This window comes from Stenotrophomonas sp. C3(2023) (assembly GCF_032911385.1).
GTDB lineage: Bacteria > Pseudomonadota > Gammaproteobacteria > Xanthomonadales > Xanthomonadaceae > Stenotrophomonas.
The window spans coordinates 1155311-1168193 of record NZ_JAWJLO010000001.1; the positions used below are offsets into that span (position 1 = coordinate 1155311).

Annotated in this window: 14 protein-coding genes; 7 read left to right on the forward strand and 7 right to left on the reverse strand. The window is 68.7% G+C overall.

All coding sequences use genetic code 11. From position 1 onward, the window contains the following. Positions 1-3: 3 nt before the first annotated feature. Entirely contained in the window at positions 4-2844 is a 2841-nt protein-coding gene (locus tag RZA67_RS05025) for a S8 family serine peptidase (RefSeq protein ID WP_317211528.1), read from the forward strand. 93 nt (positions 2845-2937) lie between these two features. Here the strand turns inward: RZA67_RS05025 and RZA67_RS05030 are convergent, their stop codons facing one another. Continuing rightward, positions 2938-4035: a Glu/Leu/Phe/Val dehydrogenase dimerization domain-containing protein gene (locus tag RZA67_RS05030; RefSeq protein WP_317211530.1), complete on the reverse strand. Its 1098-nt coding sequence runs from the start codon at positions 4033-4035 to the stop codon at positions 2938-2940. A 287-nt stretch (positions 4036-4322) separates the two neighbouring features. On the opposite strand from RZA67_RS05030, the gene RZA67_RS05035 reads away from it, so the two are divergent. Then, positions 4323-5393: an HDOD domain-containing protein gene (locus tag RZA67_RS05035; protein WP_317211531.1), complete on the forward strand. Its 1071-nt coding sequence runs from the start codon at positions 4323-4325 to the stop codon at positions 5391-5393. A gap of 1 nt (position 5394) precedes the next feature. Here RZA67_RS05035 and RZA67_RS05040 read toward each other — a convergent pair whose 3' ends face one another. From RZA67_RS05040 to RZA67_RS05050, 3 genes are read right to left on the reverse strand one after another with little or no spacing between them, the layout of a single operon-like run. Then, a complete protein-coding gene (locus tag RZA67_RS05040) occupies positions 5395-6963 on the reverse strand; it encodes a phospholipase D family protein (protein ID WP_317211532.1) in 1569 nt (522 codons plus the stop codon). Between the two features lie 56 nt (positions 6964-7019). Further along, on the reverse strand, positions 7020-7730 hold the full coding sequence (locus RZA67_RS05045; protein WP_317211533.1) for an RNA pseudouridine synthase: 711 nt from the start codon (positions 7728-7730) through the stop codon (positions 7020-7022). 52 nt (positions 7731-7782) lie between these two features. Continuing rightward, on the reverse strand, positions 7783-8286 hold the full coding sequence (locus tag RZA67_RS05050; protein ID WP_317211534.1) for a M48 family metallopeptidase: 504 nt from the start codon (positions 8284-8286) through the stop codon (positions 7783-7785). Between the two features lie 59 nt (positions 8287-8345). Here RZA67_RS05050 and RZA67_RS05055 point away from each other — a divergent pair, with 59 nt between their 5' ends. Both RZA67_RS05055 and RZA67_RS05060 read left to right on the forward strand, forming a co-directional pair. Beyond that, positions 8346-8903, forward strand: a complete 558-nt coding sequence (locus RZA67_RS05055) for a DUF2058 domain-containing protein (protein WP_317211535.1) — start codon at positions 8346-8348, stop codon at positions 8901-8903. Positions 8904-9118: 215 nt separating this feature from the next. Next, positions 9119-9385, forward strand: coding sequence for a DksA/TraR family C4-type zinc finger protein (locus RZA67_RS05060; RefSeq protein ID WP_317211536.1), 267 nt, complete (start codon positions 9119-9121; stop codon positions 9383-9385). A gap of 72 nt (positions 9386-9457) precedes the next feature. Here the strand turns inward: RZA67_RS05060 and RZA67_RS05065 are convergent, their stop codons facing one another. Beyond that, complete coding sequence (locus RZA67_RS05065; protein ID WP_317211537.1) at positions 9458-10039, reverse strand: mechanosensitive ion channel family protein; 582 nt, start codon at positions 10037-10039, stop codon at positions 9458-9460. 112 nt (positions 10040-10151) lie between these two features. Here RZA67_RS05065 and RZA67_RS05070 point away from each other — a divergent pair, with 112 nt between their 5' ends. Genes RZA67_RS05070 through RZA67_RS05080 form a run of 3 tightly spaced genes read left to right on the forward strand, consistent with a single transcriptional unit; the run spans position 10152 to position 12144 of the window. Further along, entirely contained in the window at positions 10152-10727 is a 576-nt protein-coding gene (locus tag RZA67_RS05070; protein ID WP_317211538.1) for an RNA polymerase sigma factor, read from the forward strand. Then, a complete protein-coding gene (locus RZA67_RS05075) occupies positions 10724-11254 on the forward strand; it encodes a hypothetical protein (RefSeq protein ID WP_317211539.1) in 531 nt (176 codons plus the stop codon). Before RZA67_RS05070 ends, RZA67_RS05075 begins: the two co-directional genes overlap by 4 nt. An 11-nt stretch (positions 11255-11265) precedes the next feature. After that, positions 11266-12144 (forward strand): DUF4097 family beta strand repeat-containing protein, encoded by an 879-nt coding sequence (locus RZA67_RS05080; protein WP_317211540.1) that lies wholly within the window; start codon positions 11266-11268, stop codon positions 12142-12144. Positions 12145-12195: 51 nt separating this feature from the next. Here the strand turns inward: RZA67_RS05080 and RZA67_RS05085 are convergent, their stop codons facing one another. Beyond that, positions 12196-12375, reverse strand: coding sequence for a hypothetical protein (locus RZA67_RS05085; protein WP_317211541.1), 180 nt, complete (start codon positions 12373-12375; stop codon positions 12196-12198). An 11-nt stretch (positions 12376-12386) separates the two neighbouring features. Next, on the reverse strand, positions 12387-12683 hold the full coding sequence (locus tag RZA67_RS05090) for a YkgJ family cysteine cluster protein (RefSeq protein ID WP_317213815.1): 297 nt from the start codon (positions 12681-12683) through the stop codon (positions 12387-12389). Positions 12684-12883: the final 200 nt, after the last annotated feature.

Below are 12883 nucleotides of genomic sequence, written 5' to 3' on the forward strand. Positions count from 1 at the left end.
ATCATGAACTATCAGTACCGGGCAAGGACCGCGTTGGCGGCCGCGTTGGCAATGGCGCTGAGCGCCTGCGGTGGTGGCGGCGGTGGTGGCCACGTGCGCAGCGACCCTGCGCCGGTGACACCACCGCCGCCGCCACCGGTCACCCCGCCGCCCACCCAGACCCCACCGCCGTTACGGGTCGAGCCGACCCAGCCTGGCTTCGACGGGCATCTGCGCGCGATCAACGCGGTGGGCACCGGAGTGGACGGACAGGGCATACGCATCGGCGTGGTCGACAGCGGGGTCAACCGCAGCGCACCGGCACTGGCCGGACGCGTGGTCGCCAACCATGCCTATATCGACCCGACCCGCAACAATCTGGCCCAGGACGATGTGGTCGGACATGGCACCGCGGTGGCCAGCCTTGCCGCCGGCGCGCCGGTCGGCAGCTGGGCCGGCGGGGTGGCGCCGGGTGCGCGGATCGTCTCGGCGCGCATCATCGCCGACACGCGGCCGGTCGACGACGGGTCGGGCAAAGGCAACGAGGTCAGCGGTGCGTTGGGACTGGCCGGCGTGCATCAGGATCTGATCGCCGCCGGTGCGAAGATCATGAACAACTCATGGGGCGGTCTGTACTGGACCAACACGGCTGCGACCGCGCCGATTGCCGCCGAGTACCGCCCCTTCATCGCAGGCAATGGTGGGCTGGTGGTGTTTGCAACCGGCAATGAAAGCAAGGCCGATCCTTCCAGCATGGCGGCGCTGCCAAGCCAGCCGGGTGCCGGTGGCACGCGGCCGGCCGCCGATCTGGAGCGCGGCTGGCTGGCGGTGACCGCGGTCGATACCGTGCAGTCGACCGTGCTGGCCAGTTATGCCAACGCCTGTGGCGTGGCTGCCAGCTACTGTCTGGCCGCACCGGGCTCGGCGGTCTACCCCGACCCGCAGGGTGGCAGCAGCTACTACTGGAACTCGGGCACCTCGTTTGCTGCCCCGCTGGTGTCCGGCGCCGCTGCGCTGGTCTGGCAGAAGTACCCCTACCTGAGCAACGACCAGGTGCGCCAGACCCTGCTGGGCACCGCAACGGACATCGGCGCTCCGGGTGTCGATGCGGTGTTCGGCCATGGCCTGCTCAACGTGGGCAAAGCAGTGCAGGGGCCCGGACGGTTCGACTGGGGCGACATGGTGGTCACTGTCGGCCAGACCGGCCTGGATTCGGTCTGGGGCAATGCGATCAGCGGTGATGGCGGGCTGGTCAAGCGCGGTGCCGGCGCGCTGGGGCTCTCCGGCGCCAATACCTATGCCGGTGCAACGCGCATCGAGCGCGGCACCCTGGCCCTGCGCGATGGCGGTTCGATCCGTTCCAACGTGAGCATCGGCGCCAACAGCGACCCCAGCCTGGCCGCCCTGCAGTTCATGGGGGGAACGCCGCGGGTGATCGGCAACGTGGACAATGCCGGCAGTGTAGTGCTGCTCAGTGCCGCGACCACCGGCACCATCGAGGGCGACTACGTGCAGCGCGCCGGCGCCCAGCTGATGCTGGCGCTGGGCAGCAACGCGCTGCAGGTGACCGGCACCGCTACGCTTGACGGTGGCGTACACATCAACGGCCGTCTGCCCGGCTACGTGCCCGCCGACGGCCAGCGCCAGGCATTGGTGACGGCCGGCAAGGGAATCGTCGGCACGTTCGCCACGCCGGCCACCGCCGGCAACGGCGTCACCCTGCTGCAGTCGCGCTACGGCTACGACAGCAACGCCGCATGGCTGGAGCTGGAGCGGGTGAGCGTGACCGCCGCCGTGCTGCAGGCCAACGATGGCGCCCGCCTGCTCGGCAGCGCGCAGCGCGTCGAACGCGCCTTTGAAGTGCTGGATGCCGACGCGGATCTGCAGGGATCGGCATTCGGCGCGGCGGCCGGCGCACTGCAGCAGGTGGGCGGGGGCGTGGCGGGCCTGGGCACCAGCCTGGACAGCCTGTCCGGACGGGCACACGCCCTGGCCACCGCGCAGGTGCTCGATACGATCGACATGGCCCAGCGTGGCGTGGCGGCCCGCTTCGGACAGGCCGTGCAGCACGGTGGGGCATGGCAGATGCGCCTGGGTGAAGCAGGGCAGGGCGGCTTCAGTGGCGACCTGACCCGCAGCGACGGATGGCTGGCCGGGCAGGAGCAGCGCCTGGCCGATGGCACGGTGGTGGGCGTGGCCTTCGGCCAGACACGCACGCTGGGCAGTGATGGCAGCGCCGGCGACAACGGGCGCGAGCGCCAGGCCCAGGCGCAGCTGTACGCAGGCTGGCAGGCCGGTGCGCTGTACGGGCTGGTGCAGCTCGGCAGCGGGCAGTTCCAGCGCCAGCTGGACCGGCAGCTGCTGCTGGGCAGCAGCATGCTGGGCACCTCGGCGCGGTACGGCGGGCGGTTCGCCACGGCCAGCATGGAGGGCGGCTGGCGACTGGGCCGTGCGGATGCTGGGCTGACGCCGTATCTGGGGCTCTCGCATACCCGCGTGGATACTGATGCGTTTACTGAAAGCGGGGGGCTGGGCTTTGGTCTTCGCGGCCAGGCCTCCACCGTGAGTCGCAGCGTCGGGACCGCTGGACTGCGCGGGCATTGGCAGGGCGCGCGCTGGGCGCTGCGCGGCCATGCGCAGTGGCAGCAGGAGCTGGCCCAGCAGGGCAGTCAACTGGCCAGCTTCACGGCACTGCAGGACTGGGCCGCGCTGCCGCAGGAGCGACTGTCGGCAGCGGTGTTCGGCATTTCGGTGGAAGCGCTTGTCGGCCGCTACGGCCGGCTGACGCTGGGCCATGACCAGCGCTTGGGCGGCAGCCCGTACCAGACCCGTCAGACCGCCGTGCAGTACACCCACAGCTGGTAGCGGTGCCGGTGGGTGACGGCCAACCGTCCCACCGTTGGCAGGTGACGACCACGGCTCGTCACCTGCCCACAAGGCAGAAACGGACCGCGGCGATCAGGTCGCGCGCAGGTCGCCCAGCCGCGGGGTCGCGCGGCCCAGTGGCAGCTTCAGCTTGCCGATCGCGCAGATCCGCTTCTCGGCAATGCGGTCGGCGGCGCGTTGTGGGGCGATGTTTTCGCTGCGCGAGAGTTCAAAGATGCGCCCGAGGTTGTGGTAGATGCTGCGGATCAGGCGCATGGCGCGCTCACGGTTGTAGCCGTCGATCTCCAGCGAGACGTTCATCACGCCACCGGCGTTGACCGCGTAGTCGGGCGCGTAGAGGATGCCGCGCGCATGCAGTTCGTCACCCACCTCCAGACTTGCCAGCTGGTTGTTGGCGGTACCGCAGATGATGCGTGCCTTCAGCCGCGGCAGCACGTCCATGGTCAGCGCGCACTCCATCGCGCACGGTGCGAACACATCGGCGTTGACCTCGTGGATCTGGTCCGGTTTGACCGCCTCGGCGCCGTACTCGCTGGACGCGCGTTCCACCAGCGCCGGGTCCAGGTCGGTGACGTACAGCTTGGCACCGCGGTCACGCAGCAGCTTCACCAGCTCCATGCCGATATGCCCAAGCCCCTGCACGGCGATGCTGACCTTGCCCACTTCCTCATGGCCGAGCCTGGCCTGCATGGCCGCCATCAAGGCCTGCAGCGCTCCATAGGCGGTGAACGGTGCGGGGTCGCCGGAGCCGCCATGGACCTGGTGGACGCCGGTCACGTACTGGCTCTCCAGGTAGATGTTCTCCATGTCGTTCACATCGGTGCCCACGTCTTCGGCGGTGATGTAACGACCGCCCAGCGCGTCGACGTGGCGGCCGAAAGCGCGCAGCAGCACCTCGGTCTTGTCCACCTTCGGGTCGCCGATGATCACCGCCTTGCCGCCGCCGATGTTCAGACCGGCCAGTGCGTTCTTGTAGGTCATGGTGCGGCTCAGCCGCAGCACGTCATCCAGCGCCTCGTCGGTGCTGGCATAGGGCCGCATGCGCACGCCACCCAGGGCCGGGCCCAGCGTGGTGTTGTGGATGGCGATGATCGCCCTCAGGCCGGCATCCGGGTTGTTGCAGAACACGACCTGCTCGTGACCGGTGGTTGCGAGGGTTTCAAAAAGCATGTGGGCTCCGATGGCGCAAACGCCGCCTGACCGCGGCTGACAGGCCAGCAAATGGAAGGGCGCAGAAACAAAAAAAGCGACTTCGTCAGGGTGGGAGACGGGTCGCGTGGCGCCATTCTAGAGCATTCGCCCGCGTACTGCCCGCCACCGGCCGGCCAGGTGATTAAAGAACCTGAAGATCCGGCCGATGCTGCTCGCTGGGGCCAGCCTTGCGCTGGCGATGGATCTTCAACACACAGGGCGGTCCGGATGGTCACGCAGGCAGCAGCAACCCATGAGGCGCATCGATGACCCGCACGACCGCGCCGCGCGGACGCTGGTGGCACCGGCTGTGGCGGGGCGGGCGTCCGAGGCCGCGCGCGGACCGCGGGGTGGAGACACCGGCTGCCGCAGCGCCCGCCGCGCCGGACGAGGCCAGGCAGCAGGCCGCCTTGAATGCCGAGCAGCATCTGCAGGCCGCGCTCTGCGTGCTGGCCCTGCAGCCGCTGCCCGACCGGGGTGAGCCATGCAATACAGCTCTGGTTGCCGCGACCGCTGAGGCGCTGCAGGCACACCAGTGGGGCGCGCGCAACCTGCCGCGTCGGCCACAGCTGCTGCCGCAGCTGATCCAGGCGGTCAACGATCCGGAGACATCGGCGCGCCTCACCGCCGCCATCATCGGCCAGGACCCGGTGCTGACCGGTAACCTGCTGCGCATTGCCAACAGCCCGGCCTTCCGTGTCCAGGAACGGCCGGTGGACAGCCTGCAGCGCGCAGTGACCCTGGTCGGCCACGACGGCCTGCGCCAGGTCATCAGCGCGGTGCTGGTGCAGCCGGTGATGCAGCTACAGTGCGAGGTGTTCCCGCAGTTCAGCAGCATTGTCTGGGAGCATGCCCTGCTCGCGTCGCGTGCCGCCTCGGACCACGCGCGGCTGACCGGCAGCGGTGATCCGTTTGCGGCGCAATGGTTGGGCCTGACCCAGGGGCTGGGCGCCGTGCTGGTGATGAAAGAGCTGCTGCAGCGTGCCGCCGAGGCCGCGCTGCCGATCCATCACGGCACCGCAGGTACCGCGCTGACGCAGTGGACCCTGCCGGTGGCCCAGCGCGTGGCGCAGGCGTGGGAGCTGCCGCTGCCGGTGCATCAGGCCCTGGACAACAATGCACCGACGTGCGGACTGGCGCTGAGCCTGCGGGTGGCGTGCTGTCTGGCCACCGCCAGCCTGCTGTGCCGCCACGGTGTGACCGGCCAGAGCCAGGCACTGGCCCTGCTCGAGCGCCTGCCCGGCACGCCGCCGGCCGTGTTGTCCACGCTCTGGCGTCGCGTGCACGGCCGCAGCGTGGAAACCCTGGCTGACGAAGCGGCCGCCAGCCAAGGCTGAACTACAGCTGCGATTCCAGTGGCAACCAGCTGATCACCCGGGCTGTGGCGCGCAGGCGCAGGCTGCTGTCGGGCTCGCGCATGATCCACTGCGGAGGCTGGCCGCGGTCGAGCCAGCGCACCTGGCCGTCGGCATCCAACGCCAGCCACCAGCTCTGCTCCGGACTGGCCAGGCGCAGGTATTCGTCGGTCAGTCTCCGTGCCAGTAGTGGGTCGTCGAAGACCACCCCCATTTCCGTATTCAGATAGGCCGAGCGCGGGTCGAGGTTGAACGAGCCGACGAACCCGTGCCGGTCGTCGATCACGAAGGCCTTGGTGTGCAGGCTCGCGCCACTGCTGCCGAACAGGCCGCTGCTGCTGGCGTAGCCGTGTGCCTTGAGCTCGTACAGCTGCACGCCGGCCTGCAGCAGCGGGGCGCGGTAATGCATGTAGCCACCGTGTACGGCCACCACGTCATTGGCAGCCAGTGAATTGGTGACCACCCCGACCTGTACGCCGCGCTCGTGCATGGCCGCCATGGCCTCAACGCCGCGTTCGCCGGGCACGAAGTACGGCGAGATCAGCAGTGCCTTGTGCTGGCTGCCGGTCATCATCCCGGCCAGATGGGTCACCAGCCAGTTGTGCTGGTCATCGCGGCGATGTTTCATCGGGGGATCGGAGAGGATGTGCACGTCCGCGCTCCAGTGCAGCGGGGCGGCACTGGCCACGGCGCGCTTGCGCGCGGTGGCGACTTCGCGCAGGTAGGGCGCAGCGGCGTCAAGCTGGCGGCGGTTATCGGCATGTTCCACCAGCAGGCGCAGCTGTGCGGGCGTGTAGAAGGCCAGCGCCGAGATCGGCACGGCTGCCTGGCTGTTCCAGTAGTCGTCGAAGATCTGGTTGGCCTCGTCCACCGCGCCGCCGACCACCAGCAGATCAAGGTCGCGGAAGTTCACGTCCGGTCGCGCGCTGAAATACTCCTCGCCGATGTTGCGGCCACCGACAATGGCGGCGCGTCCGTCGGCGATCCAGCTCTTGTTGTGCATGCGGTGGTTGACCGAGAAAAACCGCTGCACCATCTCGATGATGCGCCAGATGCCGCTGCGGTTGCGGAAGGGGTTGTACAGGCGGATCTCGATGTTGGGGTGTGCATCGAGCGCCAGCATCAGCGCATCCTTGTCGTGACCGTTCATGTCATCGAGCAGGATGCGCACGCGCACGCCCCGTTCGGCGGCGTCGTACAGGCTGCGCGCCATCAGGTGGCCGATCAGGTCGTCGTGCCAGAGGTAGTACTGCAGGTCCAGGCTGCGCTCGGCGCGCTCGCTCAACACGGTGCGCGCGGCAAAGGCATCCAGCCCTTCGGAGAGGAACGCGACGCCGGAGCGACCGGCGTTGGCCTTCTGCAGCAGGGTCACTTCACGATCGATGCGCGTCTGCGACGGCTGCGGCGGCAGCACGTAGGAGGTTGGGCCCTTGGCGCTGGGTGTCAGGTGGTCGGCGAGCAGCAGGCCGGACAGCACCAGCAGCACCAGTGCCGCCAGCACGATGATCAGGACACGCACCAGACGGCGCCACCAGGGTTTGTTTTCGCTCATGCTGCGATGCTAACCGCAGCGATGTGTTTGCCGCAGCAGGACGCGCCGGAGCGGACTCAGAAGCGCTCGTCGCTGCCCACGTAGCGCCAGTGCCCGGGCGCCAGCGGTCCCAGCGCGACCCGGCCGATGCGCAGCCGCCGCACCGAGACCACGTCCATCGACGCGCCGACGCAGGCAGCGCGCAGGATGCGCGGGGTGAGCCCCTTGCCGGCAAAGCGCAGCCGCACCTCGTTCTGCCAGCTGATACGGCAGCCGGTGATCGGACGCGTGCCATCGACCAGGCCGCGCTGGACGCGGGCCAGGTCCCACAGCGAATGCTCACCGCTCACCTCGACCAGGAACTCCTGTTCGATGCGTGACACCTGCTGCTGCAGGTGAGCCAGGGTGCGTGTGTCCTGACTGACCACGACGATGCCGCTGTCTTCGGCGGGCAGCGAGGCGGCCAGCTGCAGGCCGTGGAAGTGACGCTGCAGCTCCCGCGTGCCGCTGGCATCGAGCGGGCTGCGCGAGGCGGGCGTGACCAGCGCGCACAGCGCGCTGGCAGCGGTGCCGGCGGGCTTGTGCAGCAGCATGCTGACCCGTTCGGCACGGCTGTCGCTGGCCTGTTCGTTGACCTGCAGCACCACGTCGGGCTCAACCTGGTACTGGGGCTGCTCGAGCACCTGCCCGTGCAGGCTGACCCAGCCACCCTCGATCAGGCGCCGCGCTTCGCCGCGCGGGCAGTCCAGCTGTTGGGCAAGGCGTTTGTCCAGTCGAACGGTGGGCATGGGAGAAGGCCGGTCAGGGGGCGCGCAGTGTACTGCGCCCGGCGACGGGCAGCTAACCGGCGCTGCCGCGGTGGGCAAGCTGAGTCAGGTAGAGGCGGGTGTCGAACTCAAGCTGCAGGTAGTCCGGCTCCATATGTCGGCACAGCTGATAGAAGGCCTTGTTGTGGTCCGCTTCCTTCAGATGCGCCAGCTCGTGCACCACGATCATGCGCAGGAACGCGGCCGGCGCCTGGCGGAACACGCTGGCGATCCGGATCTCGCGGCTGGCCTTCAGGCGGCTGCCGTGCACGCGCGAGACCGCGGTATGCGTGCCCAGCGCGTGCTTGACCACCTCCAGCCTGCTGTCATAGCAGACCTTGTTCAGCGGGACCGACTGCCGCAGGTAGCGCTCCTTGAGCTGCTGGGTGTAGTCGTACAGCTGGCGGTCGCTGCGGACGTCATGCGGCTCCGGATAGCGGGTGTCGAGCAGGGCGGCCAGCCGGTCCTCGGCCAGCAGCTGGCGTACCTGGGCAAGCAGGGGTTCGGGGTAGCCAGCAAGGTATTTCAGGGAGGACATGCGCGGTGCAGGGCTCCGGTATCATGGTGGCCCCACGATAAACCACTCCAGGCGCGACCATGGCAAAGCCCAACGCATTGCAGGAACAGTTGCTCAAGGCCGGGCTGGCCAAGAAGTCGCAGGCCAGTGCGGCGGCGCGCGAGCAGGCCAAGGCGCGCCAGGGCAAGGCCGAGTCGACGTCGGCCGAGGTGCAGCGCGAGGCCGAGCGCGCGCGGCAGGAGAAGATCGAGCGTGACCGGGCGTTGTCGGCCGAGCGCAATGCGCAGGCGCGGGCGGCGGAACTGAAGGCGCAGGCGCGGCAGATCATCAAGGCGCATGCGGTGCCGCATTCGGGTGAGAGCGAATACCGCTTCAGCGACGGGGCGGTGATCCGCACGTTGTTGATCAAGGACATGCTGCGCAAGGCATTGTCGGCCGGAGTGCTGGTGGTGGTGGCCGATGGCGAGGGCTATGCGGTGCTGCCGAGGGCGGCGGCGGAAAAGGTGCGTGAGCGCATGCCGGAGGCGATCGTGGTCGATCACGGGCAGGCGGGGCAGAGTGCGATGCCGTCTACGGGCAATGCCGAGGATGATGCGTACTACGCGCAGTTTGAGATTCCGGACGATCTGATCTGGTAAGGGTGCATCGTGCGGGGGCTGCGTCCCCGCGCCTCACGTTGGACGGCGTATGGGCCGCCGCACGGTAGGTGACGACCGTTGGTCGTCACGCTTGTGCTGGTGCGCTGGGCAATCCATCGCGGCCGCATGGCCTGGGTTCTGCCGTGCGGGCGGTGTTCACCGGGGCTGCGCGTGGGCGGCGTAAGCTGGTGGTCCATGCTTTTCGGGAGAACGCCATGGCGACGGGTTGGGCGGGAGATGGGGCGGTCCAGGACCAGATCGATGCGACCGTCGATGATGCCGTTGCGCGGGCGCGGCGCCAGCTGAAACATGGCCCGGGGCTGACGCGCTGTGAAGAGTGCGATGCGCCCATTCCGGAGGCGCGGCGCAGGGCGGTGCCCGGGGTGCGGCTGTGCGTGGCCTGCCAGCAGGCACAGGATGAGCAGGAGCAGGGCCTCAGCAGCATCAACCGCCGCGGCAGCAAGGACAGTCAGCTGCGCTGAGCGTCCTTGACTTGACGGGCATGGCCCGTCACTACCTGCCCGTGGCAGACGGCGACATCGGCCGAAACAGGCTCAGCCGTCCCCCTGGATGCCGCCGGGAGCGTGCGAGGCGTCGCGCCAGCGGCGGACGGTGCGCTGGAAGAACAGATTGTTGGGCAGCTGCAGCACGGTGCCTTCGTGGCCTTCTCCGCTTTCCTGCAGCGTGGTGTAGATCAGATTGACATCGATCACGCGGCCCTTGAGACCGGGCTTTTCACCGTTCTCCAGCACTTCGATGTAGTCGTGAAGCCGGAACGGCCGGGTGGTGAAAATCAGCAGCGTGCAGAAGATGTTCGACAGTACGCTCCATGCAGCGAAGAACGCCACGGCGCCCACGGCGGCGAAACTGGTGAACGCCGTCCACAGCACTGCACCGGACGTGCCCAGGATATGCAGGATGACCAGCAGCGCGCTGAAGTAGATGATGAAGGCACTGACCCGGCGTGCGCCGATGGCCATTTCCGGCGGCAGCGAATAATGTTCACCGAAGCGGCGGATCATGCGGCGCGCAAGCAGCCGCAGCAGCCACGCAGCCAGCAGGGTCAGCAGCACCAGGCCGATGATCTCGGCCTGGTCCAGCCAGTCATAGGTCCACGGCGGCAGGTACTTCTTCATCGGCGCTCATCCACGCGTTGGTGCTGGGGGCTGCCGATGGTACCCGGCTGCGATGCGCGGTACGACCCTGCAGGGCGTTAAACCTTTTCACCCGGCCCTGCATCCAAGGAACATGCTGACCACTTCGCTGCCTGCCTTGGCTCCCGGCCCCGCCCCTGTCGATGAACGTACGCTGGTGCAGGCGGCGGCCGCAGGCGACGTGGCGGCCTACGAGCAGCTTTACCGACGCCATTCGCCGCGTCTGTTCGCGGTGGTGTGGCGGCTGGCTGGCGGCCAGCAGGCACGCGCCGAAGATGCGCTGCAGGAGGCGTTCCTGCAGGCATGGAAGGCCTTGCCGGGGTTCCGTCACGACAGCAGCGTGGGCACCTGGCTGCACCGTCTCGCGGTCAATGCGGTGCTGATGGAGCTGCGTGGACCGCAGGGGCATTGGCATGAGCCTCTGCACGAACTTGATCTTGAACGCAGCGAACTGCAGGTGCTCGACGCGTGTGCCGGGACAGAACGGGACCTGGAACGCGCCTTGACCACGCTGCCGCCGCGCGCCCGCGCGGTGCTGGTGCTGCATGACATCGAAGGGTGGAAACACCATGAAATCGCTGAACAGCTGCAGATTGCGGTGGGCAGCTCCAAGGCCCACCTGCACCGCGCGCGCTGCCTGCTGCGTGCGCGTCTGGGAGAGACACCATGACCTCGCCTGATGACGACCTGCTGGCCCGCCTGCGCGCGCTGCCTGACGAGCGCTGCCCGCCCGCTGACAGCTGGCAGCAACTCGCCGCCCGGCTGCCGCCGCGCCAACCCCAGCAGGCCGCCGTGTTCGCTCCGCAGCCGGTCCGACGGCACCGCCGGTGGCGGCGCTGGTCGTTGCCGCTCGGCGCCGCGCTGGCCGCCAGTGCGACGCTGTACAGCGTGTTGCCCGGGCTGAGGGATGTGCCGGAGCAGGCGCCGATGTCCGCTGCCGCGCCCACCGCGTTGCAGGTGCAGGCGCATGTGCTGGCCGAGCAGTACAAGCAGGCCGTGGAAACGCTGCCGTCGGCGCAGGCGCCGCAGTGGCAGCCCGCACTGAACGAGCTGGACCGCAGTGCCCAACAGATCAACGCCGCACTGGCCGAAAGCCCGGGCTCGCGGTACCTGCTCGACCAGCTGCAGCGCACCTACGCGCTGCGGCTGGAACTCACCCGGCAGGCGGCGCAGGCCGCTTCCCGTCAACCGTCCTGAAGGAGAGTGCGATGCGTCTTGTTCCCCTGTTGGCTTTCAGCCTGTTGCCCACGCTCTGCTGGGCCGCGACCCCGGTCAACGACACCCACACCCTTGCCGCGGGCGGCCGTGTGGAGCTCACCAATGTAGCCGGCGCGATCACCGTGCGCGGCTGGGACCGCAACGAGGTCCAGCTGACCGGCATGCTCGGTGACGGCTTGACCCTCAAGCAGGAGAAGAGCGCCAACCGCGTGCGCTGGGAGGTGCAGTATCCACGCCGCCAGCAGATCAATGGCGACGCGCGGCTGGAACTTCGGGTGCCACGTCGCGCGTTGGAGGTGCAGCTGGGCTCGGTCAGCGCCGATGTCACCGTGTCGGCGGTCGACGTGCGCCGGCTGCAGATCAACACGGTCAGCGGTGCGGTCAGCGCGGCGGGACGCAGTGGAGAGAGTGCGATCATGACGGTCAGCGGCGACATCGATGCACAGCTGCGCACGCCGCGCCTGGAAGCGCGCACGGTCAGTGGCGCGGTACAGGCCAGCGGCGGGGTCGGTGGCGAGCTCACCCTGGCCTCGGTCTCGGGCCGGGTAGGGGTTGATGCCGCACAGGTGCAGCGCCTGGCGGTGGAAACTGTTTCAGGGAACGTCGACCTGGCGGCCAGCGCCCTGGCGCCGGGCGGCAGCATCACCGTGCAGGCGGTCAGCGCACCGGTCAGCCTGCGCTTGCCGAAACAGGTGTCGGCCAAGCTTTCGGTGAACAGCTTCAGCGGTGCGATCAGCAGCGATGCGGGTAGGGCGGTGCGCTCGCCGCATGGCGTCGGCAGCGCGCTGGAAACCCGTCTGGGCAGTGGAGATGGCGACATCCGGCTGGAATCGCACTCAGGCAACGTGCGGGTCCGCCTCGATCACTAAGGGCGCGATGCAGACCGCGGCGACTCCCCATCGCCGCGGTACCTGCCGTACTCAGCTGGCTTTCTTCAGGGCCCAGGTGGTGCCCAGGACTTCGATCTTGCCGCCGGCTTTGCGGAATGCGGCCAGATCGGCCGCCAGGGTGCTGCTGCTGACCGACGTGGTCGCCGCGCCCTTGCGCTCATTGCGGATGCTGTTGCTGGCCTTCGCGGGGGTCTTTGCCTTGCGGGGCATGGTGGCTCCTTTCAAGTGGAAGGTGTGGGGGTCGCCAGGTCCAAAGCCTGGCGCTGGTAGTGCTGCCGTTCACTGCGGCAGTCGTTGCCGCCCATCTCGAACTGGCGGCAGATGGCGGGGCGCTGCGGGTGGATCGTGCAGCGCAGGTGGTACGGGTCGATGGCCACGCACCAGCCTTCGTCGTTCTGGGCCATCCGGCGCCCGCCTGGACCATCCTCGTCGATCATCCATCCGGGCACCTGGTCGTCGCCGTCCATCAGCCAGACCGGTAACCGGCAACACACCGCCTCACAACGGCGGCAGTCGATGGGATCAGCGTCTTTTCGAGGTTGTGCGGCTTCGTGGGCCTTGAGGGTGCCCAATGGCGGTCTCGTTGGCGGCTCGAGGTCGTGCGCGGTCCATGGCAGAGCCAGGAAGCATGGCCGTAAGGCCGGCAGTGCCGGCCAGCCGCGCAGCGCAGCCACCGTTGCGGTGGTGGCGTGACGCGGCAATTTGTCAAGCCGGACGA

What these genes read in the sequence shown, in the direction of transcription:
- RZA67_RS05075 (WP_317211539.1), top strand. Translation starts at nt 10,724, where the DNA reads ATGACCTCGCCTGATGACGACCTGCTGGCCCGCCTGCGCGCGCTGCCT.
- RZA67_RS05050 (WP_317211534.1), bottom strand. Translation starts at nt 8,286, where the DNA reads ATGTCCTCCCTGAAATACCTTGCTGGCTACCCCGAACCCCTGCTTGCC.
- RZA67_RS05030 (WP_317211530.1), bottom strand. Translation starts at nt 4,035, where the DNA reads ATGCTTTTTGAAACCCTCGCAACCACCGGTCACGAGCAGGTCGTGTTC.
- RZA67_RS05070 (WP_317211538.1), top strand. Translation starts at nt 10,152, where the DNA reads ATGCTGACCACTTCGCTGCCTGCCTTGGCTCCCGGCCCCGCCCCTGTC.
- RZA67_RS05045 (WP_317211533.1), bottom strand. Translation starts at nt 7,730, where the DNA reads ATGCCCACCGTTCGACTGGACAAACGCCTTGCCCAACAGCTGGACTGC.
- RZA67_RS05060 (WP_317211536.1), top strand. Translation starts at nt 9,119, where the DNA reads ATGGCGACGGGTTGGGCGGGAGATGGGGCGGTCCAGGACCAGATCGAT.
- RZA67_RS05035 (WP_317211531.1), top strand. Translation starts at nt 4,323, where the DNA reads ATGACCCGCACGACCGCGCCGCGCGGACGCTGGTGGCACCGGCTGTGG.
- RZA67_RS05080 (WP_317211540.1), top strand. Translation starts at nt 11,266, where the DNA reads ATGCGTCTTGTTCCCCTGTTGGCTTTCAGCCTGTTGCCCACGCTCTGC.
- RZA67_RS05055 (WP_317211535.1), top strand. Translation starts at nt 8,346, where the DNA reads ATGGCAAAGCCCAACGCATTGCAGGAACAGTTGCTCAAGGCCGGGCTG.
- RZA67_RS05065 (WP_317211537.1), bottom strand. Translation starts at nt 10,039, where the DNA reads ATGAAGAAGTACCTGCCGCCGTGGACCTATGACTGGCTGGACCAGGCC.
- RZA67_RS05040 (WP_317211532.1), bottom strand. Translation starts at nt 6,963, where the DNA reads ATGAGCGAAAACAAACCCTGGTGGCGCCGTCTGGTGCGTGTCCTGATC.
- RZA67_RS05025 (WP_317211528.1), top strand. Translation starts at nt 4, where the DNA reads ATGAACTATCAGTACCGGGCAAGGACCGCGTTGGCGGCCGCGTTGGCA.
- RZA67_RS05085 (WP_317211541.1), bottom strand. Translation starts at nt 12,375, where the DNA reads ATGCCCCGCAAGGCAAAGACCCCCGCGAAGGCCAGCAACAGCATCCGC.